This window comes from Sphingomicrobium astaxanthinifaciens (genome assembly GCF_022865105.1).
In the GTDB taxonomy this organism is placed as follows: domain Bacteria; phylum Pseudomonadota; class Alphaproteobacteria; order Sphingomonadales; family Sphingomonadaceae; genus Sphingomicrobium; species Sphingomicrobium astaxanthinifaciens.
Genome location: NZ_JAKNYM010000002.1, coordinates 179,611 through 201,385 on the forward strand (window position 1 = coordinate 179,611; position 21,775 = coordinate 201,385).

Sequence of the window (21,775 nt, forward strand, 5' to 3'; positions counted from 1 at the left end):
TAGCGCGGGCGGCTTAACGAAGCGCTTCCATGTCGCGCGCCGCGCCAACGCGCGCATTCTCGTCGGCCATGGCGAGCATCGAGGCGGCGTGGCGGCGCGCGACCTCGTGCTGGTCGTCGCCATAGCCCCCGCCCAGCGCGCTCGCGACCGGCACGCCGCGCTGGCGCGCCGCGCGCACGACCAGCCGGTCGCGCGCCGCCAGTCCCGCGCGGCTGAGCGCAAGCCGACCGAGCTTGTCGCCGACGTGCGGATCGACCCCCGCCTGATAGAGCAGAAGGTCGGGACCGACCGCGTCGATCAACCGGGGCAGTTCGGCCTCGAGCCGCGCGAGATAGGCCGCATCGCCGGTGCCGTCGGGCAGCCCGATATCGAGGTCCGAGGCCGCCTTGCGCACGGGGAAATTCTTCTCGGCGTGGATCGAGAAGGTAAAGATCTCGGGGCGCCCCGCCGTCAGGCTCGCGGTGCCGTCGCCCTGGTGGACGTCGAGATCGACGATCAGCACCTGCCGCACCTGCCCCTCGGCGAGCAGCCGGTGCGCGGCGACCGCGAGGTCGTTGAACACGCAATAGCCCGCGCCCGTGTCGTAGCGCGCGTGGTGGCTCCCCGCCGCCGAATTGGCGGCATAGCCATGCTCCATCGCCAGCCGGGCGGCGAGCCAGGTCCCGCCGCTGGTGTGACGAACGCGATCGCGAATGTGCGCCGTCACCGGAAAGCCGATGCGGCGCCCCTTCTCGGTCGGCACCCGCGTCTCGAAGACCTCGGCGACATAGTCGGGATCGTGCACCGCCTCGAGCCACTTGCGCGGCATGGGCGGCGGCGCATGTTCGGTCATCGAAGCCCCGCTTGCCCGCAGCGCGGCCATCACCAGCTGGTATTTGTCGAACCGGAAGGACCCGCGCTCGGGGCGCGGCGCCATATAGTCGGGGTGGTGGACGACGTGGAGCACTAGTGCCCCGGCAAGAAGGCCTCGGCCTCTCCCGCCTCGATCTTCGCCGCCTTCTCCTCGACGAGGCGGACGATGTGATCGACCATGTTTTCGTCCTGGATATGATGGTCCTTCACGCCCGAGAGATAGACCATGTGGCTGCCGTTGCCGCCGCCGGTCACCCCGATATCGGTCTCGCGCGCCTCGCCCGGCCCGTTGACCACGCAGCCGAGCACCGAGAGGCTCATCGGCGTCTTGATGTGCTGCAAGCGTTCCTCGAGCGTCTGCACGGTGCGGATGACGTCGAACCCCTGCCGCGCGCACGACGGGCAGGACACCACCCGCACCCCGCGCGCACGCAGCCCGAGCGACTTCAAGATCTCGTAGCCGACACGAACCTCGTCCTCGGGCTCGGCCGAGAGCGAGACGCGGATGGTATCGCCGATCCCCGCCCACAAGAGCGAGCCGATGCCGAGCGCCGACTTCACCGTGCCGCCGATCAGCCCGCCCGCCTCGGTGATACCGAGGTGGAGCGGGCAGTCGAGCTGGTCGGCAAGGTCGGTATAGGCGGCGACCGCGAGCATCAGGTCCGAGGCCTTCACCGCGACCTTATACTGGTCGAAGTCGTGATCCTGCAGGATCCTGACATGGTCCATCGCGCTCTCGACCAGCGCCTCGGGGCAGGGCTCGCCATATTTCTCGAGCAGGTGCTTCTCGAGGCTGCCCGCATTGACCCCGATGCGGATCGCGCAGCCGTTGGCCTTGGCGGCGCGGATGACTTCCTTGACCCGCTCGTCCGAGCCGATGTTGCCGGGGTTGATGCGCAGGCACGCCGCCCCCGCATCGGCTGCCTCGAGCGCGCGCTTGTAGTGAAAATGGATGTCGGCGACGATCGGCACGCTGGCGGCGCGGACGATCTCGCGCATCGCCGCGGTCGAATCGGTATCGGGGCAGGACACGCGGATGATGTCGACCCCCGCTTCCTCGCAGCGACGGATCTGGTCGATCGTCGCCCCGGCATCGGCGGTCGGGGTGTTGGTCATCGTCTGCACGCTGATCGGGGCGCCGCCCCCGACGGGGACGTCGCCGACCATGATCTGGCGGGACGGACGGCGCTCGATCGTGCGCCACGGACGGATCTGGGACATGGGGACGATATAGAAGCTCTCGATGACGAACCCAAGGCGGTCCTTCGATCATTGGGCAGATAAGCGAAATTCGATGGAGAAGCCCCATGCCCACCGTCCTCATCACCGGCGCCAATCGCGGCATCGGGCGCGCGCTGACCGAGCAATATGCGGGCGCGGGCTGGGACGTCATCGCCACCGCCCGCGCCGATGACGACATCGCCGAGCTGGACCGGATCGAAGGCGTGCGCGCGCATCGGCTCGACGTGAAGGAGGCGGGCGGGATCGACCGGCTCGTCGGCGAGCTCGGCGACGCGGCGATCGACGTGTTCATCAACAATGCGGGCATCTACGGGCCGCGCGAACCCGAGCGCGAGGGCTGGCTCGAGCTGATGGAGGTCAATGTCATCGCCCCCACGCTGCTCGCGCTCGCGCTGCGCTCGAACGTCGCGCGCTCGGACCACAGGAAGATGGTCGTGCTCACCTCGAAGATGGGGTCGATCGCGGACAATGGCTCGGGAGGATCGATCCCCTACCGCTCCTCCAAGGCGGCGGTGAACGCGGCGTGGAAGAGCCTCGCGCACGATCTGCGCGACGAGGGGATCGCGGTCGCCATGCTCCACCCGGGCTGGGTCGAGACCGATATGGGGGGCCCCAACGCGCTCATCGACACCGCCACCAGCGCGGCCGGGTTGCGCCAGCGCATCGAGGAAACCGGCCTCGACAACACGGGGCGCTTCGTGGCCTATGACGGGCAGGAGATTCCCTGGTAGCCGCGCGGCTGCCGTCCGCTTAAGGAGCCCTTGCATGTCGGTCCTCATCGCCCTTGGCCTCGCCCTCGCGCATCCCGCGAGCGCGCCCGAAAACGCGGACGCGCCGTCCGTGCCGCAGTGGTCGCTCGTCGTGCACGGCGGCGCCGGGACGATCCTGCGCGAGAAGATGAGCCCCCAGACCGAGGCCGAGATCCGCGCCGCGCTCGATGCCGCGCTCGCGCTCGGCGCGGCGCATCTGGCGGCGGGGGGATCCTCGCTCGAGGCGGTCGAGATGGTGATCCGCGCGCTCGAGGACGATGCGCATTTCAACGCCGGGCGCGGCGCCGTCTTCACCTGGGAGGGTACCAACAGCCTCGATGCCTCGATCATGCGCGGCGACACGCTGGAGGCGGGCGCGGTTGCCGGCCTGTCCGAAAGCCGCCACCCGATCAGCGTCGCGCGCGCGGTGATGGAGCAGAGCCCCCACGTCCTGCTGTCGGGCGACGATGCCGAACGCTTCGCCCGCGCCAAGGGGCTGGAGCGGGTCGACCCCTCCTTCTTCTTCACGCAGTGGCGCTACGACGCGCTTGTTCGCTACAAGGCGCAGGTCGAGGCCGAGGCCGCGGACGCGGTCACGCAACGCGCGCCCGACGCCAAGTTCGGCACCGTCGGCGCGGTCGCGCGCGATAGTGCGGGGGTCATCAGCGCGGGGACCTCGACGGGCGGGATGACCGGCAAGCGCTGGGGGCGGATCGGCGATTCGCCGATCATCGGCGCCGGCACCTATGCCACCGCCCGCTGCGGGGTCTCGGCGACCGGGCACGGCGAATATTTCATCCGGCTCGGAGTGGCGCAGCGGATCTGCACCCATTTCGACGCCGATCTCCCGCCCCCGCCCGCGTCCGACCTCGTCGCCGGCCCGGTGACGCCGCAGCAATGGGTCGACGGGGTGATGAAGCGGGTCGGCCAACTCGGCGGGTCGGGCGGGGTCGTGTTCATCGACCCCGACGGCCGCCCGGGCTGGAGTTTCGACACGCCCGGCATGTATCGCGGCTATGCCACCCCCGAGGCGCGCCGCGTCGCCATTTTCAAGGACGAAGAATGATCCGTTTCCTCGCCGCTACGCTCGCGGCCTGCAGCCTCTTCATCGCCAGCCCCGCCGCCGCCTATTGGGAATATGGCCACGGGCTGGTCGCGCGCATCGCGATGAACGAGGTGCGCCCCGAAACCCGCGCCGCGATCCGCGCGCTCCTCGCACAGGGCCACCTCCTCGAGACCCCCGGATGCTCGGTCGCCACGGTGGAGGATGCGAGCTACTGGGCCGACTGCATCAAGCCGATGGGCGACCGCTATGCCTATGCCTTCCCGTGGCACTACCAGAACGTCAACATCTGCAAGCCATTCGACCTCGGCCCCGCCTGCGAGGGGGGCAATTGCGTCGCCGCGCAGGTCGAACGCAACGCGCGGCTGCTGGCCGATCACGACCTGCCGACCAGCGTTCGGGTCGAGGCGCTCGCCTTCCTGCTGCACTTCGTCGGCGACCTCCACCAGCCGATGCACGCGGGCGACATGGGCGATCGCGGCGGCAATGACGTCGAGGCGCTTTATGGCGTGATCGACGAAACCAACCTCCACGCGATCTGGGACGGCTATCTCGCAGAGCGCGCCTTCACCACCCCGCCGGGGGGCCCCGAAGGACTGGTCGCCGGGTACGACCGCGCCGACCTCGACGCCTTCAAGCAGGGCGATGTCGTCGACTGGAGCCGCGACATGTGGGAGGTGTCGAAAACCTACGCCTATCCGCTGCTCCTCGACGCCGACCCCTGCGATGCCGAGGTCGAGCGCCCGGTGCTGAGCCAGACCGACATCGAGACGCTCGTCCCCGTGATGCGGCAGAGCGCGGTCAAGGGCGGCATGCGGCTCGCGCGGCTGCTCGACGAGGCGCTGCTCGGGGGCAAGGCCCCCCGCTTTCGCCGCTTCTAGCGCTCGGCGAGGATGAAGTCGGCGATCACCGCGGCGATGCGCGGGTCGATCGCCCGCGCCCCGTCGAGATAGGCGGCGCGGTTGTCGGCGACGTCGCCCGCGATCACCGGCTTGAGCACATGGTTGACCCCGTCGAGGTCGACCCGCCGTGCATCGGGCCGCGCGGCCGCGAGCGTGGCGGCGTCGGCGTCGGCCACCTGCAGGTCCTCGCCCAGCTGGACGATGAGCAGCGGCAGCGCGCTTTGCCCCGCCAGCTGCGCGGGATCGGCGCGGATGAGGTCCGAGAGGAAGCCGATCACGGCGGGGGTGAACAGCGCCGCCAGCGGGGGCGGGAGCGGCGCGGGGTCGGGGGTGCCGCCCGCCTCGATGGTCGCGATCACGCGGTCGAATTCGGCCAGCGTCTCGGCGGGCAGCTGGCGGCCGAGCTGTTCGCGCAGCAGCACCCCGACCGAGCGTCCCGGCCCCGCCAGGCTGATGACCCCGCACCAGCGATCGGGGGCCTGCGCGGCGAGCAGCGCGACGATCGCACCCTCGCTATGCCCGAGCAGCCAGGCGCAGGGCTTGCCCCGGTCGATCAACAGGTCGGCGAACGCCGCCGCGTCGGCAGCATAATCGGCGAGCCGCACGGCATTGGGGTCGGTGATCGCGGCCGCCGAGGCGAACATCCCTCGCTTGTCGGCGCGTAGCGTGGCGATGCCGCGCTCGGCCAGCCCGACCGCGAGCTGTTCGTAGATCTTGCCCCCGCCCGGCAGCATCGGGCTCGTGCCGTCGCGACTGGTCGGTCCCGACCCCGGGATCAGGATCACGACCGGCGCCGCCGGGGCGGGGTCGTGATAGAGCGCCGACAGCGCCCCCTCGGGCCCGGCAACGCGTACCTCCTCGAAGACGATCGCGGACGGGTTTGCGGGGGAAGGCGTGGGTGAAGAGGCGGGCGCGGCCGCGAGCAGCGCTGCCATGGCGAACATCGGGGTCATCGGTTCGATCTCCTACCAGGTGCCGCCGTCACGATCCTTGCCGAAACGCCATTGCCACCCCCCCGTGGTCGTGCGCCGCGCGACCAGCACGTACAACCCGGTGAGCAGGATCATGACGCCGACGAAGGCGAGCGCGCTGCGCTCGAGCAGGAGCGTGGCTGCCGCCATCACCCCCGCGAGATAGAGCAGCAGCACGAGCCAGCCCTGCCAGCTGCGCGGCAGTCCGGCACCATAGCCGTAGCGCTTGGCGTAGAACCAGCCGTTGGAGCCGTCCTCGATCATGCGCCCGCCCCGACCAGCAGCGCGATGCCACCGCTCAGTAGCAGCACCGCGATGGCCCAGGCGGCCAGCCGCACCCCGAGCGGGGCGGTCCCGAGCATCAATCCCAACATCATGGATTCTCCTTCTTGGGGGGACGGCCGCGCTTGACCGGCTGGGGCGGATCGAGATCGACCCCGCGGCGCTTGAGCGCCTCGCGCAGCAGGATCTCGATCTCCGCATTGGTCGAGCGCAACTCGATCGCGGCGAGCATCTCGATCCGTTCGTAAAGCGCGGGATCGAGCCGCAGGGGGAAGGCCTTTCGCTTTGCCATCGGACCGGGTCCGTCGTGCCCCTAGTAGAGGCTGCCGGCATTGACGACCGGCTGGGTGTCGCGTTCGCCGCACAGCACCACCATCAGGTTCGAAACCATCGCCGCGCGGCGCTCGTCGTCGAGTTCGACCACGTCGCGCTTGGACAGGTCGGCGAGCGCCTGCTCGACCATCCCGACCGCGCCCTCGACCAGCGTCTGGCGCGCCGCGACCACCGCCTGCGCCTGCTGGCGCCGCAGCATCGCGCTGGCGATCTCTTGCGCATAGGCAAGGTGGGTGAAGCCGCATTCGTCGACGGTGATCCCGGCGACCTTGAGCCGCTCGCGCACCTCGCGAAGCAGTTCGACCCCGACCTCGTCGAGATGCCCGCGCAGCGTGATGTCATCGCTGTCGAAATCGTCATAGGGATGGCGCGAGGCCACGGTGCGGATGGCGACCTCGACCTGGACGCGGACGAATTCCTTGTAATCGTCGACGTCGAACACCGCCTGCGCGGTATCGACCACGCGCCACACCACCTGCGCCGCCATCTCGATCGGGTTGCCGCGCTGGTCGTTGACCTTGATGCGGTCGGAGATGAAGTTGTTCGCGCGCACCGAGATCTTGTGCTTGGCGAGCCACGGCCAGACCCAGCGCAGCCCGTCGGTGCGATCGGTCCCCTTGTAGGTCCCGAACAGCGTGATCACCGCCGCCTGGTTGGGCTGCAGCATGTAGAAACCGATCGAGAAGAACAGGAAGGCGGGCGGCCAGAAGATCACCCCCGCGACGACATACCAGGGATGGTGGTCGGCGATGAGGTTGGAAATGGTCCATGCCAGCCCGGCCGCCGTGAACAGGAGGACGACCAGCATCGGGTAGCCCGAATGGGTGGTCGCCGGACGCTCGTCGCTCGCGCGCAGCCGGCCTTCGTCGATGACGGTCATATGCAATCTCCCGAATATGATATCACTTTTATATCATCGTGGTTCGATTCGCAAGCGAAACTGGCCAGCGCGCGCGCCAGCCGCTAGGGCGGCCTCATGTGGAAGCTGATGATCCATGGCGGGGCCGGCTCGATGCGCCCCGGCCAGCTCGACCCCCAACAGGAAGCGGCGGCGCGCGCCGGGCTGGCGCGCGCGCTCGACGCCGGCGCGGCCATTCTCGACGAAGGCGGCGGCGCGGTCGACGCGGTCGAGGCCGCCGCCCGCGTGCTCGAGGAGGATCCCGCCTTCAACGCCGGGCATGGCAGCGTGCTCGCCGCCGACGGCCATGTCGAATGCGACGCCGCGATCATGGATGGCAACGGGCGCCACGCCGGCGCGGTCGCCGGGCTGCGCTCGACCCGCGCCCCCATCTCGGCGGCGCGCAAGGTGATGGAGGACAGTCCGCACGTCCTCATCTCCAAGGGCGGGGCCGACGAGTTCGCGCGCGAGGCCGGGCTCGAGCAGGTCGCCAACAGCTGGTTCGTCACCCCCGAGCGGCGGCGCCAGCTCGACGAACTGCTCGCCAAGGGACACGACGCCTTCGATGCCGAGATCAAATATGGCACCATCGGCGCGGTCGCGGTCGACCGCGACGGCCATGTCGCCGCCGCCACCTCGACGGGCGGGCTGACCGCCAAGCGCTGGGGCCGGATCGGCGATTCGCCGTTGATCGGGGCGGGCACCTATGCCGACGATCGCGCCGCGGCGGTCTCGGCGACCGGACTGGGCGAGATCTTCATCCGCACGGCCGCCGCGCATGAAATCTGCGCACGGATGCGCTATTGCGGGCACGACCTGCAAGCCGCGCTCGACCATGTGCTGGACGAGATCGGCGCGATGGGCGGGACCGGGGGGGTGATCGCGGTCTCCCCTGCGGGCGACGCGGCCTGGAGCTTCACCACCCCCGGCATGTATCGAGGCCTCGCCGCCGAGGACGGCACCCGCGAGGTCGCCGTGTTCGGCAGCGACTGACGCTCAGCCCCGCCGGTAGGGCAGCGCGGCCTCGCCCCATGCCATTTCCTGCGCCACCGCCTCGCGCTCGCGCGCGAGGAAGTCGGCGACCGCGGCGCGAAACCCGGGGTCGGGCAGGAAATGCGCCGAGTAGGTACGCACCGGCTCGTAGCCGCGCAGCAGCTTGTGCTCGCCCTGCGCTCCCGCCTGCACCACGCCGATCGCGTGCGTGATCGCCCATTCGATCGCGCGATAGTAGGACAGCTCGAAGTGGAGCCCGGGCCGGTCGATCGCGGTGCCCCAGTAGCGCCCGTAGAGCACGTCGCCGCCAACGAGGTTGAGCGCGCCCGCGACCGGCACCCCCTCCTCGCGCGCGAGGAACAGCAACAGCGCATCGCCCAGCGCGTCGACCATGCCGTCGAAGAAGCCGCGCGTGAGATAGGGATAGCCCCACTTGCGGCGCCCCGTGTCCTGGTAGAAGCGCCACATCGCCTCGACCGCCTCGGGCGTGATCTGCGTCCCGCGCAGCGTCTCCACCTCGAGCCGTTCGAGGCTGCGCGCGCGCTCCTTGCGGATGTTCTTGCGCCGCCCGCTGCTCAGCGCGGCGAGAAAGTCGTCGAAGACGGCATAGCCGCGGTTGTGCCAGTGATATTGCACCCCTTCGCGCACCAGCCAGCCGCGCGCCTCGAAGGCGGTACGGTCGGCCTCCTCGAGGAAGGTCGCATGCGCGCCGGACAGCCCGTTCTGCACCACCGCCGCCTCGAGCCCTGCGATGAGCGCGGCGCGATCCCCGAGCAGCCGCGGCCCCGGGCACGGTGTGAAGGGCACGCTCAGCTGCAGCTTGGGATAATAGTCGCCGCCCGCCCGGGCGAAGGCTTCGGCCCACCCTTGGTCGAACACATATTCGCCCTGGCTGTGCGCCTTGAGATAGGCGGGCGCGGCGCCGATGAGCTTGCCACCGCTTTCGACGAGCAAGTGCAGCGGCGACCAGCCGGTGCCCGCGCCCACGCTCCCCGAGCGTTCGAGCAGCGCGAGGAAGGCATGCGCAACGAACGGGTCGTCGGTGCCCGCCAGCCGGTCCCACGCCGCGGCGTCGACCGCGGCGATCGACGGCACCAGCTGCGCGCTCAGCTCAGGATCGGGGGTCGCCATCGCCCTCCCAGATGGGGGCATCGGCGAAGCGTGCAAGCTTGGCCGCGTCGGCGCGCGTTCGCGCGGTCCAGCTGTAGACCGGCATGACGCCGCGCGCCGCCTGCACCCAGCCCCGGTCGGCGATGCTCACCTTGACCGCGAGGAATTGCGGCTGCGCCCGCTGGCGCTTGTCCCAGCGCCGCATCGCCACGTCGCGGCCCGACAGCACCAGCCCGCGGCGCACGTCGGGCGCGGTCAGCCGGACGAAGCGCATCGCCCGCGCCGAGAAGCTCATCACCCCGACCGGCCCGTCATAGCCCTGCAGCGCGCGCAACGCCGCCGCCGCGATCCGTTCGCCGTTGCGATGCTCTTCCTTGAGCTCGAGCAGCAGCGGCACCCGCCCGGCGACGAGCTCGAGCAGCTGGGTGAGGGTCGGGACCCGCTCGGGGGAGGTGCCGATCGACCAGCCGCCGATGGTCTCGGCGTCATGGTCGGCAAGGCGCCCGTCGTGCCCGCACAGCCGCCGCCCGTCGCGGTCGTGGAAGACGATCGCGCTGTTGCAGCCCGACAGCTGGAGGTCGCATTCGATCCCGCAGCCGGCCTCGATCGCGGCGCGAAACGCGGCGAGCGAATTCTCGGGACGGGACTCGTCGTGCAGGCCGCGGTGGGCGAACCCGCCCGGGCCGGGGTGGAGCGGGTCAGTCGCTGATCTTGACGATTGCATCGACCTCGACCGCGACGCCGAGGGGCAGGGTGTTGACACCGACCGCCGAGCGGGCGTGGCGCCCGGCCTCGCCGAACACCTCCTGCATCAGGTTGGAGGCACCGTTGATGACCTTGGGCTGATCGGTGAAATCGGGGGCGGAATTGACGAACCCGCCGAGCTTGACGATGCGTTCGACCCGGTCGAGCGAGCCGAGCGCGGCCTTCATCTGCGCCAGCAGCATGATGCCGCAGCGGCGCGCCGCTGCGATCCCCGCCTCGAGGTCATAGTCCTCGCCCAGCGTCCCGACGATCAGCGACCCGTCCTCGCGCATCGAGATCTGGCCCGAGACGTGGAGGACCCCCCCCGCCTCGACGGCGGGCAGGTAGGAGGCCACCGGGGCGGCAGGTTCGGGCAGCTTGATGCCCAGCTCTTCGAGTTTGGCTTCGATCGACATGCCCGTCGCCCTGCCCGCTGGCTCGGGCAGCGTCAAGATGCGCGATGGACGCTGAAGCCGGCGAAGCTCTGGTTGGTGGGCATCACCTCGAGGCGGTTGATATTGACGTGAGGCGGCAGCAGCGCGCACCAGCGCACCGCCTCGGCGATGTCCTCGGCGGTGAGCGGCGCCATGTCGGCATAGAGCGCGTCCGAGGCGGCGCGGTCGCCCCCGGTACGCACCAGCGTGAACTCGGTCTCCACCATTCCCGGCTCGATCGCAGTGACCCGCACGCCCGTGCCGGCAAGGTCCGAGCGCAGCGACAGCCCGAACTGGGTGAGGAATGCCTTGGTCGCGCCATAGACCGCGCCGCCGCGATAGGGATAGCTGCCTGCCACGCTCGACAGATTGATGATCGCGCCCTTGCGCTCGATGAGGCGCGGCAGCAGCGCGCGGGTCAGCGCGACGAGCCCATCCATGTTGGTGTGCATGGCATTGAGCTGCGCCTCGAGGTCGGCGTCCTGAAAATCGTCCATCGGCGGGGCGAGCCCGGCGTTGTTGAGGAGGAGGTCGACCTCGCGCCACGGCGCGGGCAGCTGGCGCACGATTCGTTCGAGGTCGGGCAGGTCGCGCATGTCCCCGGTGATCGGCAGGAAATCCTCGCCCAGTTCATCCGCGAGCTCGGTCAGCCGCGGCTTGCGGCGGCCCAGCCCGATGATGCGCCAGCCCTCCCCCGCGAGCGCGCGCGCCGCGGCGGCGCCGATCCCCGAGGTCGCGCCGGTGATGAACGCGGTTCGTGTCATGCCTTGCCCCATTGCTCGAGGATCCATTGCGTGGCCGCGCCCCAGTCATCGATTCGAGCATGTGCATGCCGCGAGGGCGGGACCGCCGGGGCGAGCCGCGGCTCGGCCACCATGTGCAGCCGGCGCACGCCGGGCGCGTGCTTCTTGACCGAACGATGGTGCCCCGACAGGTCGTCGACGAAGACCGCGGCAGTGGGATGATGGCGGTGCAGCAACTGCACGACGGGCCGCCCCTTCCCCCCGCGGTTGGTCACCACTTCATGGTCGAGCCCGAAGCCGCGCAACTGCTCGACCCGGAAGCCGTGCGCCTCCTGCCCGATGTTGGTGAGGATCACGATATCGCCATGCTCGCCCAGCACCTCGAGCGCTTCGGCCGCGCCCGGGACCAGCGTCTGGCGATGCATCTCGGCGCGAAAGAAGCGGTCGAGCAGCGCCCACACGTCGTCCTCGTGGACCGGCCGCCCGTCGTCGACATAGGTCAGCGCTTCGGCGAACCGGCCGGTCTCGAAATCGAAGTGGACCCCCTCGGCCTCGCCCAGCCATTGCTGGAAATGGGTCACCATGTGCAGCAGCACTTCGTCGCAATCGCAGATCAGCAGCGGGCGCGCCTGGCGCCTGAGGGTTCGGGCCATCGTCATCGTTCGAGAAACGCTCGGCTGCGGACAAGTTCCTCGGGCGCCACCTCGAGCTCGGCGGCGACCTCGAGGAGGTCGGGCTCGTGCGCCTCGAGGAAGGCGAGCGTCGCCGCCAGCATCGCCGGGTCGGTCGCCCCCGCGCGCAGCGCCGCCGCGCTCAGTCCGGTGGTGGCGAGCAGCCGGTCGGCGCGACGCTGGTCGCCCAGCGTCGCCGCCAGCGCTCGGAGCCCGAGGATGTGCGGGTCGTTTGGTTTTTCGGGCATGATCGCCTATTGCCGCCAGAGAATGAAGTCGCAATGTCGCGTGAACGGGGTGCATGATGGCACGGATCATGATTGTCGAGGACAATGCCCTCAACATCAAGCTTTTCTGCGACCTGCTCGATGCGCATGGCCACGAGACCCGCGGGGTCACCGACAGCCGCGGGGCGATGGCGACCGCGCACGAGTTCGCGCCCGACCTCGTGATCACCGACATCCAGCTCCCGCATATCGACGGGATGGAGTTGATGCGCCGCCTGCGCGCCGATCCCGAGCTGTGCCGGGTCCCGATCATGGCAGTGACCGCCTATGCCGGCGAAGGCGACGACGAGCGGATCCGCGAGGCGGGCGCGCAGGCCTATGTCTCGAAACCGATCTCCGTCGCCAGGTTCGCCGCCGCGGTCGATGCGCTGCTCGAGGAGGGCCCTCTGCCTGCCCCGGACGAGGATGCCGAGGGCACGGATGACGCCGCCCCGCCGCAGGCACGAGAAAACGGGGCCGCAAGCGACCCCGTTCCTCCCGCGACCGGCAAGGCCGGCGCGTAAGCCGATTCGCGCGCCCCGGGTTGGAGCGCGATCCTCGCCTACTTGATCTTGGCTTCCTTGAACTCGACGTGCTTGCGCGCGACCGGGTCATATTTGCGGAAGCTCATCTTCTCGGTGATATTCCGCGGATTCTTCTTGGTGACGTAGAAGAAGCCCGTGTCGGCGGTGCTGACGAGCTTGATCTTGACGGTTGCCGGCTTGGCCATGGTCTATCCCGCTAGAAAACAGTGAAAAAAAGAAGGCGGCGCACACGGCCGCCCCGGATCGAGCGGGTCTTTGTCGCACGCCGCCGCTTTTGTCAAGTGAGCGGCTCGATCCCACTTAGTGCCAAACTCGCTCGAACCGGCGGGGCGGCCGTTCGTTGGACCGGTGAACCCGCGAATCGAACGGAGACCGACATGACCACCGCCAAACTCGCCACCCCGACCGACCTCAAGTCGAACGACATCAAGGACGTCGCGACGGGACTCAACCGCGTGCTCGCCGACAGCTATGCGCTCTACCTAAAGACCAAGAATTTCCACTGGCACGTCTCGGGCCCGCACTTTCGCGACTATCACCTGATGTTCGACGAGCAGGCGGCCGCGATCCTCGGCACCACCGACGCGATTGCCGAGCGGGTGCGCAAGACCGGCAACACCACCTTGCGCTCGATCGGCGATATCGCGCGGCACCAGACGATCGAGGACAATGACGCCGAATTCGTCGCCGCCGCCGACATGCTCAAGATCCTGCGCGACGACAATCTCGCGCTGGTCGAGACGCTGCGCGGGCTCAAGGACGTGGCCGACGACGCCAAGGACCACGCGACCAGCGCGCTGGTCGACGAATGGATCGATGCCGCCGAGGAGCGCGCCTGGTTCCTGTTCGAGACCGCGCAGAAGGGGTGAGCCCGGCGCGCGACGAGGAGCCATTGCCCGGGGCCGCGGGTTGGTCGTGACATGCGTGCCTTTTCGCAACTGCTCGACGACCTCACCTATACGCGCAGCCGCAATGCCAAGCTGCGCCGGATCGGCGAGTATCTCCAGCGCCAGCCCGACCCCGACCGCGGGCTGGCGCTCGCCGCGCTGACCGACACGCTCGACATCCCGCACGTCAAACCCGCCGCGATCCGCGCGCTGGCGGAGGAACGCATCGACCCCGTGCTCTACAAGATGAGCCGCGACTATGTCGGCGATTCGGCGGAAACGATCTCGCTCCTCTGGGACGAGGCGGCCGATGGCCGGCCGACGATCGACGACGGCACGATCCGCCTCGCGGAGGCGGTCGAGCGGCTGACGCGCACGAACCGGGCCGAAGCGCCCCGCGAGCTCGCCGCGATGCTCGACCATCTCGACCCCTCGGGGCGCTACGCGCTGATCAAGCTGGCCAGCGGCGGCCTGCGGGTCGGGGTCTCGGCCCGGCTCGCCAAGGTCGCCTTCGCGCAGGCATTCGACCTCGACGTCGAGCAGGTCGAGGAGGTGTGGCACGCCTACGCCCCGCCCTTCACCGCGCTGTTCGACTGGGCCGAGGGACGCAGCGCCGCGCCCGATGTCAGCGACCTGCCCGTGTTCCGCCCCTTCATGCTTGCGCACCCGCTCGAGGACGAGGCGGCGATCGACCTTGCCGATTACGCCGCCGAGTGGAAATGGGACGGGATCCGCGTGCAGCTGGTTCGCGCCGGCGGCGAGACCCGTCTCTACAGCCGGACCGGTGATGATATCGGCGCGAGCTTTCCCGATGTCTGCGCGGCCTTCGCGCACGACGGCGTGGTCGATGGCGAACTGCTCGTGCGCGGCGCCGAGCAGGGCGGCGAGGCGGGCAGCTTCAACGCTCTCCAGCAGCGCCTCGGGCGCAAGACGGTCAGCCCCAAGATGCTGCGCGAGGCCCCCGCCTTCGTGCGGCTCTACGATATCCTGATCGACGGGCGCGAGGACGTCCGACCGCTCGGCTGGAGCGAGCGGCGCGACCGGCTCGAGCGGTTCGCGCCGCGGCTCGACCCCGACCGCTTCGACCTGAGCGAGCTGGTCACGGCGCGCGATCTCGACCATCTCGCCGCGTTGCGCGAGGAGGCGCGCGATGCCGGGGTCGAGGGACTGATGCTCAAGCGCCGCGATGCGCCCTATGTGGCGGGCCGCAAGGTCGGGCTGTGGTACAAGTGGAAGCGCGACCCGCTCACCGCCGACTGCGTCATGATGTACGCGCAGCGCGGCTCGGGCAAACGCTCCTCCTTCTTCTCCGACTTTACCTTCGGCTGCTGGACCGACGATGGCCGGCTGCTGCCCGTCGGCAAGGCCTATTTCGGCTTTACCGACGAGGAGTTGAAATGGCTCGACCGCTTCGTGCGCAACAACACGGTCAATCGCTTCGGCCCGGTCCGCGAGGTGGAGAAGAGCCTCGTGCTCGAGGTCGCCTTCGACTCGATCCACGCCTCGAGCCGGCACAAGTCTGGGCTCGCCATGCGCTTCCCGCGCATCGCCCGGATCCGCGACGACAAGCCCGCGCACGAGGCCGACACCATCGCCGGGCTCGAACGCCTCGCGACCTGATCCGCGCGCGCGGCCCCGCGGCTAGCGGCCCGCGGGCGCCTCGCCCGAGGTCGCCTGCGCCGCGCCGATGCCGTTGAGCCGCCGCCCCATGTCGCCGAGCCGCCGCTGGCAGGCCGACAGGATGGCGCCGAGCGGGGCGCCGTCGATCCGCGCGCTGGCCGCACGAGCCGCCGCCATGATTGCCGCATCGTCGACCCCGCGCGCGTCGATGCGCCCGAGATAGTAGGTCGACAGCGGCGCGATCACCGCGTTGGGCGCCTCCTCGCGCTGCGCCGCCACGGTGGTGGCGGTGATGCACTGGAGGTCGAACTCGAGGCTGGTGGCGTCGCTGATCGGCGCGCCTTGCAGCGCGAGCGCGAGGATGGACAACATGTTGGCTCCAATCGTCGATGGAAGGATGTGCGAGTGACCCGGGACATCGGGGCGAGATCGGCGCGCGGCAAGCGGGCGACGCCGCCCCTGCGATGCGCCGTGGCTCGGTCGCGGTGGCGCGTGCCGCCGCGCCATCGAAAAAGGGCCGCGCTCCCGGGGGAGCACGGCCCTTGTTTCGGTCGGCCCCCGCCTAGCTGGCGGGCTTGAGGTTCACCGCGGCATATTTGCCGCGACGGTCGACCTCGAGGTCGAATTCGAACCGGTCGCCCTCGTTGATCGAGGGCAGCCCGGCGCGTTCGACCGCCGAGATGTGCACGAAGGCATCGGGCTGGCCGTCATCGCGCTGGATGAAACCGAAGCCCTTCATGGCGTTGAAGAACTTGACCGTGCCGGTCGCGCTCTCGCCGGTCAGCTCGCGCGTGTTGCCACCCGCGCCGCCGCGCTCGTGGGCGCCACCGCCCCGCTCGACCGCCATCGGTTCGCCCTCGATGACGAGGTTGGTCGCGCTGATGCGCCCGCCGCGATCGACGAGCGTGAACTCGAGCGGCTGGCCGTCGGCGAGGTCGGTCAGCCCGGCCTGTTCGACCGCGCTGATGTGCACGAACACGTCCTCGCCGCCATCGTCGCGAACGATGAAGCCGAAGCCCTTCTGGGGGTTGAAGAATTTGACGACGCCCTTGCCTTCGCCGACGACCTGGGGGGGCATGCCGCCGCCGCCGCCGCGATAGCCGCCGCCACCGCCGCCGCCGCGGTAGCCACCGCCACCGCCACCGCCGCTGCCGCCATAGCCACCGCCACGGTCGCCGCCATAGCCGCCGCCGCCGCCGTAGCCGCCACGGTCGCCGCCGCCACGGTAGCCACCGCCACCGCCGCGATACCCGCCGGCGTGACCACCGCCGCTACGGTCGTCGAACCCGCCGCGTTCCTGGTAAGTGTCCTCGCCGAAGAAACCGCCTTCACGCTTGTCACGACCACGTCCACCGCGATCGCCCTTACGCCCTCTATCGTAACCCATGCCCGTCCAGACTTTATATTCCGTCCCGGATAATCAATTCGGAAAATAGGGGCCTGCCGGGACCATTCCCCCCACTTCCGGGAATCCGGGATTCGGCCCGCATTCATCGTCATCCTTACACGATAAACCATGGCGCTCCTACCGTTTCGTCGCAATTTGGCTGCGGCGCGGCTCTGGCCCTTCGCCGATGGGGCGGCTATGAGCGCCGTCGAGCGTAGCATTGCGAGAGGAACAGACCTGAAATGGCGGTATATTTTCACGAGGAGGACCTACCCGGGGACCTTGCCTTCGCCGACGGCCCGATCGCGGTCGATACCGAGGCGATGGGGCTGATGCCGGGGCGCGACCGCCTCTGCCTCGTGCAGCTGTCCGACGGCCATGGCGACGAGCACCTCGTCCGATTCTCGCCCGACAGCGACTATGCCGCGCCCAACCTCAAGGCGCTGCTGGGCGACGAGGATCGCCTCAAGCTCTACCATTTCGCGCGGTTCGATATCGGCATCATGGCCGCCTATCTCGGGATCATGGCAGCGCCGCTCTACTGTACCCGCACCGCGAGCCGCCTCGTGCGCACTTACACCGACCGTCACGGGCTCAAGGAGCTGGTCAAGGAGCTGCTCGGCGAGGACATCTCCAAGCAGCAGCAGACGTCCGACTGGGGCGGCCCCGAGCTGAGCGAGGCGCAGCGCGACTATGCCGCGAGCGACGTGCGCTTCCTCCACCGCCTCAAGGACGAGCTCGACCGCCGCCTCCTGCGCGAGGACCGGATGGAGCTGGCGCAGGGCATCTTCGACTTCCTCCCGACCCGCGCGCTGCTCGACCTCGAGGGCTGGGACGAGGTCGACCTCCTGGCGCACAGCTAGGCGATGAGCCGGCTCGCCCGAGAGGAACGCGCGCAGAAGCGTCGCTGGGCCGAGCCGGGGAGCCGGCACGACACCCTCGTGCGGGTCGCCAAGTGGGTGCTGCCCGCCGCCTTCGTGGCGATGCTCCTCATCCTCGCCTTCGCGCCCTTCTCCAAGCGCGAGGAGAATACCTTCATCCTCGACAAGACCGAGGTCGCGCAGGCCGAGGAACGGATGCGGGTCGAGAAGGCGCGCTATCGCGGCGAGGACGGCGAGGGGCGCAAGTTCCTGATCGTCGCCAACGAGGCGGTGCAGGAGACCAGCCGCGTCCCGATCGTCAACATCCGCGGCATGGCGGCGCGGCTCGAGACCCGGCGCGGGCCGCTCATCGTGCTGGCGCCGCGCTCGCGCTATGACATCGAGGACAAGCGCGTCGCCGTGCCCGGCCCGCTCCGGATCAGCGGCCCCGACGGCTACCGGCTCGACACCGCCGACGTCGAGCTCGACCTCGACGCCAAGACGCTGCGCTCGAACGGCGCGGTGACGGGGGCGACCCGGCTCGGCACCTTCGAGGCGGGGGGGCTGTCCGCCGACCTCGACGCCCGGACCGTCAGCCTGACGGGTCGTGCACGCTTGAAAATCGCGCAAGGGGCGGTCAGATGAACATTATGCATGTCAGATCGCTCCTTGCCGCGCTGCTTCTCGCCGGCCTCGCCGCCGGCGCCAGCGCCCGGCAGGACGCCTCGTCGGCGCTGCGCGGGCACGATATCGCCGCGCCCGTCGAGGTCGCCGCCGACCGGATCGAGGTGCAGGACCGCGACGACCGCGCGCTGTTCGTCGGCAATGTCGTCGTCCGCCAGGCCGGGCTGACGCTGGTGACCGAGCGGTTGCGCATCGCCTATGCCGCCGACGGCGGCATCGACATCAAGCGGCTCGACGCCTCGGGCGGGGTGACCCTGACCTCCGGGACCGAGACCGCGCGCGGCGGTTATGCGGTCTACGACCTCGACGGCGGGATCATCACGCTGGTCGGCGACGTCGAGCTGCGACAGGGCCGCAACGAACTGTTCGGCTCGCGGCTGACGATCGACCTCGACTCGGGGCGCGCGGTGATCGACGGCGGACCGCGCGGGGTCGACCAGTCGGGCGGACGCGTCACCGGGCGGTTCACCGTCCCGCGGCGCGACTAGGATGCACGAGATGAACGAGGCCCCCGAACTGCACCGCACCGACCTGTCGGCCGTGCCCGAGGAGGTCGCGTACCGCGGGCTGCAGGTCAATTCGATCGCCAAGAGCTACGGCAAGAATGTCGTGCTCAAGGACGTCTCGATGGCGGTCGCGCGCGGCGAGGTCGTCGGCCTCCTCGGTCCCAATGGCGCGGGCAAGACGACGAGCTTCTATTCGGTGATGGGGCTGGTCAAACCCGATTCGGGCCGGATCATCCTCGATGGCCGCGACATCACCGGGCTGCCGATGTATCGCCGCGCCATCCTCGGGCTCGGCTACCTGCCGCAGGAGACCTCGATCTTCCGCGGGCTGACGGTCGAGCAGAACATCCTCTCGGTGCTCGAGATCGCCGAGCCCGATCGCGCCGCGCGCGAGGCCCGGCTCGAGCAATTGCTCGACGAATTCGGGCTCCAGCGGCTGCGCGAGAGCCCGGCGATGGCGCTGTCGGGGGGCGAGCGCCGCCGCTGCGAGATCGCCCGCGCGCTCGCCGCCAGCCCCTCGATCATGCTCCTCGACGAACCCTTCGCGGGAATCGACCCGCTGTCGATCGGCGACATCCGCGACCTCATCAAGGAACTCAAGCAGCGCGACATCGGGGTGCTGATCACCGATCACAATGTTCGCGAGATGCTCGATATCGTCGATCGTGCCTGCATCATCTACGACGGGCAGGTCCTGTTCCAGGGGACCCCGCAGGCGCTTGTCGCCGACGCCGAGGTGCGGCGGCTCTACCTTGGCGAAAGCTTCGCGCTCTAGGGCGTCCTGAATGGCGCTCGGTCCAACCCTCGATCTTCGGCAGACGCAGTCGCTGGTGATGACCCAGCAGCTGCAGCAGGCGATCCGGCTGCTCGCGCTGTCGAGCCTCGAGGTCGAGGCGGTGGTGGCCGAGGAATTGGCGAAGAACCCGCTGCTCGAGGAGGAGCGTGACGACCGCGCCGAGACGCGCGAGGACCCCGTCGAGGGCGACGGGTTCGACGACCCGGAACCGACCGGCGCCGACGCCTTCGACGCCGAGGGCAGCGCGCTCGACTATGATGCCGGCGCGGCCGCGCGCGAGACCGACAGTCTGCCCGACCTGCCGATGAGCGAGGCGGGCGAGGCGTTCGATTTCGACCGATTGGAAGCGCGCCCGCACAGCCTCAAGGAGCATCTGCTCGACCAGCTCGCGGGGCTGTCGGGCACGCATGGCGCGCTCGCCGAGGCGATCGTCCACAGCCTCGCCGAGACGGGCTATCTGGAACGGCCGCTCGGTGACCTCGCCGAGAGCCTCGGGGTCACCGAGCCCGAGATCGAGGCCGCGCTCGCCACCGTTCAGGATCTCGATCCCCCCGGTATCGGCGCACGCTCGCTGCGCGAGTGTCTTTTGCTCCAGGCCAAGGCCGCCGACCGCTACGACCCCGCGATGGCGCGGCTGATCGACAATCTCGACCTGCTCGCCAAGGGGCGGATGAAGGACCTCCAGCGCATTTGCCGGGTCGACGAGGAGGATCTAGCCGACATGGTGCGCGAGCTGCGCGCCTTCGATCCCAAGCCCGGCTGCCGGTTCAGCTCGACCCCCGCCACCGAGATCGTCCCCGACGTCCTCGTCCGTGCCGGCGAGGAGGGGTGGGAGGTCGAGCTCAACCCCGAGGCGCTGCCGCGCGTGCTGGTCAACCGCGCCTACCATGCCGAATTGAAGGCGAGCGCCTCGGACAAGGCGGCCAAGACCTGGCTCGCCGACCACCTCCAGAGCGCCAACTGGCTGGTCAGGGCGCTCGACCAGCGCGCGCAGACGATCCTCAAGACCGCGATCGAGATCGTGCGCGTGCAGGAGGGGTTCTTCAAGGAAGGCGTGTCGGCATTGAAACCGCTCACGCTCGCTGCGGTCGCCGACAAGATCGACGTCCATGAATCGACCGTCAGCCGGGTGACCTCGAACAAGTATCTGTTCTGCGAGCGCGGGCTCTACGAGCTCAAATATTTCTTCGGCTCGGGGGTCGGCGCCGAAGGCAGCGAGGAGGGCGCTAGCGCGCTCGCGGTCAAGGCGGCGATCAAGAAGCTGATCGACGAGGAGGACAAGGTCCTGTCCGACGATGCGCTGGTGAAGGCGTTGCGCGACCAGGGGTTCGACCTCGCGCGCCGCACCGTCGCCAAATATCGCGAGGCGATGGGGATCGGGTCGAGCATCCAGCGCCGTCGCCAGCGCAAGATGGAGGGGCGCTAGTCGGCTTTCGTCGGCGCGGCGAAGCCGATCTTCGCCCACACCGGCAGGTGATCGCTCGCGCGCCGCGCCGCCGCGCTGCGGTGCACCCCGCTCTCGACCACGGTCAGCCGCTTGTCGACGAAGATGCGGTCGAGCGTCGCGATCGGTTTGCGCGTGTGGTAGCTCGGCCCGCAGGCGGCGCAGGCGAAGCGCTCCTCGAGCGCATCGAGGCTGTTGCTCCCGGTGCGCCATTCGTTGGTGTCGCCGGCGATGATCGTCGGCCGGTCGTGACCCAGCGCATCGATCGTGGCGAGCAGGTGCGTCACCTGCCGCCGGCGGTAGAGCCCCGACAGGTCGAGGTGCGCGCCGACGACGCGCAGCGGCTGCGCGTCGACCGTGAGCTGCGCGAGCAGCGCCCCGCGCGGCTCGAGGCTGGGCAGGTCGAGGCACATGGCGTCCTCGACCTCATGGTCCTCGCGCACGAGGATCGCATTGCCGTGCCAGCCGATATTGCGCGTATCCAACCTGTCGAGCAACGGGCGGGTGAGCGGATGCTCGGGCACGAGGTCGAGCAGCTTGTCGTGGCTGCGCGCCGCCGGCACCGGCTGCCAGTGGCCATGCGCGGCGACCAGTTCGTGTGGCAAGGCCGCCCCACGCGTGCCGACGCGCTTGTCGGCCTCCTGCAGCACGACGATGTCGGGGTTCACCTCCTCCAGCACGCGCAGGATGCGCGACGGATCGCGCTTGCGATCGGTCCCGATCGCTTTGCGGATGTTGAAGGAGGCGATGGTCAGGGTCATGCCCGCTAGAACCGCCCCGCCGCCGCCGCCGT

The 21,775-nt window shown here is 69.7% G+C and carries 27 protein-coding genes and 1 pseudogene; 12 read left to right on the forward strand and 16 right to left on the reverse strand.

Annotation, left to right across the window (positions count from 1 at the left end; genetic code table 11):
- Positions 1-13: 13 nt before the first annotated feature.
- Positions 14-916, reverse strand: a complete 903-nt coding sequence (locus tag L8951_RS04640) for a histone deacetylase family protein (protein WP_244383187.1) — start codon at positions 914-916, stop codon at positions 14-16.
- Positions 917-945: 29 nt separating this feature from the next.
- Entirely contained in the window at positions 946-2,073 is a 1,128-nt protein-coding gene (gene ispG, locus L8951_RS04645) for a flavodoxin-dependent (E)-4-hydroxy-3-methylbut-2-enyl-diphosphate synthase (RefSeq protein WP_244381835.1), read from the reverse strand.
- Between the two features lie 86 nt (positions 2,074-2,159).
- Between ispG and L8951_RS04650 the strand changes: the two genes are divergently transcribed.
- From L8951_RS04650 to L8951_RS04660, 3 genes are read left to right on the forward strand one after another with little or no spacing between them, the layout of a single operon-like run.
- Positions 2,160-2,825 carry an SDR family oxidoreductase gene (locus L8951_RS04650; RefSeq protein ID WP_244381836.1) on the forward strand — a complete coding sequence of 222 codons (666 nt, stop codon included), beginning with the start codon at positions 2,160-2,162 and terminating at the stop codon, positions 2,823-2,825.
- A gap of 34 nt (positions 2,826-2,859) precedes the next feature.
- Entirely contained in the window at positions 2,860-3,909 is a 1,050-nt protein-coding gene (locus tag L8951_RS04655; protein WP_244381837.1) for an isoaspartyl peptidase/L-asparaginase family protein, read from the forward strand.
- Positions 3,906-4,787, forward strand: coding sequence for a S1/P1 nuclease (locus tag L8951_RS04660; RefSeq protein ID WP_244381838.1), 882 nt, complete (start codon positions 3,906-3,908; stop codon positions 4,785-4,787). Before L8951_RS04655 ends, L8951_RS04660 begins: the two co-directional genes overlap by 4 nt.
- Here the strand turns inward: L8951_RS04660 and L8951_RS04665 are convergent.
- From L8951_RS04665 to L8951_RS04680, 4 genes are all read right to left on the reverse strand, one after another.
- Complete coding sequence (locus tag L8951_RS04665; protein ID WP_244381839.1) at positions 4,784-5,761, reverse strand: serine aminopeptidase domain-containing protein; 978 nt, start codon at positions 5,759-5,761, stop codon at positions 4,784-4,786. The genes L8951_RS04660 and L8951_RS04665 overlap by 4 nt on opposite strands.
- Before the next feature lie 12 nt (positions 5,762-5,773).
- Positions 5,774-6,043, reverse strand: a complete 270-nt coding sequence (locus L8951_RS04670; RefSeq protein WP_244381840.1) for a hypothetical protein — start codon at positions 6,041-6,043, stop codon at positions 5,774-5,776.
- Positions 6,044-6,152: 109 nt separating this feature from the next.
- Positions 6,153-6,353 carry a type II toxin-antitoxin system antitoxin gene (locus L8951_RS04675; RefSeq protein WP_244381841.1) on the reverse strand — a complete coding sequence of 67 codons (201 nt, stop codon included), beginning with the start codon at positions 6,351-6,353 and terminating at the stop codon, positions 6,153-6,155.
- A 21-nt stretch (positions 6,354-6,374) separates the two neighbouring features.
- A complete protein-coding gene (locus L8951_RS04680) occupies positions 6,375-7,274 on the reverse strand; it encodes an SPFH domain-containing protein (RefSeq protein ID WP_244381842.1) in 900 nt (299 codons plus the stop codon).
- A 96-nt stretch (positions 7,275-7,370) separates the two neighbouring features.
- Here L8951_RS04680 and L8951_RS04685 point away from each other — a divergent pair, with 96 nt between their 5' ends.
- Positions 7,371-8,285 carry an isoaspartyl peptidase/L-asparaginase family protein gene (locus L8951_RS04685; RefSeq protein WP_244381843.1) on the forward strand — a complete coding sequence of 305 codons (915 nt, stop codon included), beginning with the start codon at positions 7,371-7,373 and terminating at the stop codon, positions 8,283-8,285.
- A 3-nt stretch (positions 8,286-8,288) separates the two neighbouring features.
- On the opposite strand, the gene L8951_RS04690 is transcribed toward L8951_RS04685, so the two are convergent.
- Genes L8951_RS04690 through L8951_RS04715 form a run of 6 tightly spaced genes read right to left on the reverse strand, consistent with a single transcriptional unit; the run spans position 8,289 to position 12,235 of the window.
- Positions 8,289-9,416, reverse strand: a complete 1,128-nt coding sequence (locus L8951_RS04690) for a GNAT family N-acetyltransferase (protein ID WP_244381844.1) — start codon at positions 9,414-9,416, stop codon at positions 8,289-8,291.
- Positions 9,397-10,119 carry a glycerophosphodiester phosphodiesterase family protein gene (locus tag L8951_RS04695; protein ID WP_244381845.1) on the reverse strand — a complete coding sequence of 241 codons (723 nt, stop codon included), beginning with the start codon at positions 10,117-10,119 and terminating at the stop codon, positions 9,397-9,399. The genes L8951_RS04690 and L8951_RS04695 overlap by 20 nt, the downstream gene beginning before the upstream one ends.
- Positions 10,094-10,555: a RidA family protein gene (locus L8951_RS04700; protein WP_244381846.1), complete on the reverse strand. Its 462-nt coding sequence runs from the start codon at positions 10,553-10,555 to the stop codon at positions 10,094-10,096. Before L8951_RS04700 ends, L8951_RS04695 begins: the two co-directional genes overlap by 26 nt.
- Positions 10,556-10,587: 32 nt before the next feature.
- Positions 10,588-11,337, reverse strand: coding sequence for an SDR family NAD(P)-dependent oxidoreductase (locus L8951_RS04705; RefSeq protein ID WP_244381847.1), 750 nt, complete (start codon positions 11,335-11,337; stop codon positions 10,588-10,590).
- A complete protein-coding gene (locus tag L8951_RS04710) occupies positions 11,334-11,969 on the reverse strand; it encodes an HAD family hydrolase (RefSeq protein ID WP_244381848.1) in 636 nt (211 codons plus the stop codon). The genes L8951_RS04705 and L8951_RS04710 overlap by 4 nt, the downstream gene beginning before the upstream one ends.
- 2 nt (positions 11,970-11,971) lie before the next feature.
- Positions 11,972-12,235, reverse strand: coding sequence for a DUF3572 family protein (locus tag L8951_RS04715; protein WP_244381849.1), 264 nt, complete (start codon positions 12,233-12,235; stop codon positions 11,972-11,974).
- A gap of 53 nt (positions 12,236-12,288) precedes the next feature.
- Here L8951_RS04715 and L8951_RS04720 point away from each other — a divergent pair.
- Positions 12,289-12,648, forward strand: a pseudogene (locus tag L8951_RS04720) (response regulator); the annotation flags it as partial.
- A gap of 167 nt (positions 12,649-12,815) precedes the next feature.
- Here the strand turns inward: L8951_RS04720 and rpmG are convergent.
- Positions 12,816-12,983 carry a 50S ribosomal protein L33 gene (gene rpmG, locus L8951_RS04725; protein ID WP_244381850.1) on the reverse strand — a complete coding sequence of 56 codons (168 nt, stop codon included), beginning with the start codon at positions 12,981-12,983 and terminating at the stop codon, positions 12,816-12,818.
- A 192-nt stretch (positions 12,984-13,175) separates the two neighbouring features.
- Between rpmG and L8951_RS04730 the strand changes: the two genes are divergently transcribed.
- Together L8951_RS04730 and L8951_RS04735 are read left to right on the forward strand one after the other, a co-directional pair.
- The gene (locus tag L8951_RS04730; protein WP_244381851.1) at positions 13,176-13,667 is read left to right on the forward strand and encodes a Dps family protein; all 492 of its coding nucleotides are present in this window, start codon (positions 13,176-13,178) and stop codon (positions 13,665-13,667) included.
- 51 nt (positions 13,668-13,718) lie between these two features.
- Positions 13,719-15,305 carry a cisplatin damage response ATP-dependent DNA ligase gene (locus L8951_RS04735; protein ID WP_244381852.1) on the forward strand — a complete coding sequence of 529 codons (1,587 nt, stop codon included), beginning with the start codon at positions 13,719-13,721 and terminating at the stop codon, positions 15,303-15,305.
- A gap of 21 nt (positions 15,306-15,326) precedes the next feature.
- Here L8951_RS04735 and L8951_RS04740 read toward each other — a convergent pair whose 3' ends face one another.
- Together L8951_RS04740 and L8951_RS11510 are read right to left on the reverse strand one after the other, a co-directional pair.
- Complete coding sequence (locus L8951_RS04740; RefSeq protein ID WP_244381853.1) at positions 15,327-15,677, reverse strand: hypothetical protein; 351 nt, start codon at positions 15,675-15,677, stop codon at positions 15,327-15,329.
- A 190-nt stretch (positions 15,678-15,867) separates the two neighbouring features.
- Positions 15,868-16,692 carry a cold-shock protein gene (locus L8951_RS11510; RefSeq protein ID WP_279614722.1) on the reverse strand — a complete coding sequence of 275 codons (825 nt, stop codon included), beginning with the start codon at positions 16,690-16,692 and terminating at the stop codon, positions 15,868-15,870.
- A gap of 242 nt (positions 16,693-16,934) precedes the next feature.
- Here L8951_RS11510 and L8951_RS04755 point away from each other — a divergent pair, with 242 nt between their 5' ends.
- The 5 genes from L8951_RS04755 to rpoN are packed head-to-tail and all read left to right on the forward strand — an operon-like array spanning position 16,935 to position 20,964.
- On the forward strand, positions 16,935-17,555 hold the full coding sequence (locus tag L8951_RS04755) for a ribonuclease D (protein WP_244381854.1): 621 nt from the start codon (positions 16,935-16,937) through the stop codon (positions 17,553-17,555).
- A 3-nt stretch (positions 17,556-17,558) separates the two neighbouring features.
- A complete protein-coding gene (locus L8951_RS04760; RefSeq protein WP_244381855.1) occupies positions 17,559-18,197 on the forward strand; it encodes an LPS export ABC transporter periplasmic protein LptC in 639 nt (212 codons plus the stop codon).
- The gene (locus tag L8951_RS04765) at positions 18,194-18,724 is read left to right on the forward strand and encodes an LptA/OstA family protein (protein ID WP_244381856.1); all 531 of its coding nucleotides are present in this window, start codon (positions 18,194-18,196) and stop codon (positions 18,722-18,724) included. Before L8951_RS04760 ends, L8951_RS04765 begins: the two co-directional genes overlap by 4 nt.
- A 10-nt stretch (positions 18,725-18,734) precedes the next feature.
- On the forward strand, positions 18,735-19,517 hold the full coding sequence (lptB, locus tag L8951_RS04770; protein ID WP_244381858.1) for an LPS export ABC transporter ATP-binding protein: 783 nt from the start codon (positions 18,735-18,737) through the stop codon (positions 19,515-19,517).
- A 10-nt stretch (positions 19,518-19,527) separates the two neighbouring features.
- Positions 19,528-20,964: an RNA polymerase factor sigma-54 gene (rpoN, locus tag L8951_RS04775; protein ID WP_244381861.1), complete on the forward strand. Its 1,437-nt coding sequence runs from the start codon at positions 19,528-19,530 to the stop codon at positions 20,962-20,964.
- Here rpoN and L8951_RS04780 read toward each other — a convergent pair.
- A complete protein-coding gene (locus tag L8951_RS04780; RefSeq protein ID WP_244381862.1) occupies positions 20,961-21,743 on the reverse strand; it encodes an endonuclease/exonuclease/phosphatase family protein in 783 nt (260 codons plus the stop codon). The two genes, rpoN and L8951_RS04780, sit on opposite strands and share 4 nt — an antisense overlap.
- Positions 21,744-21,775: the final 32 nt, after the last annotated feature.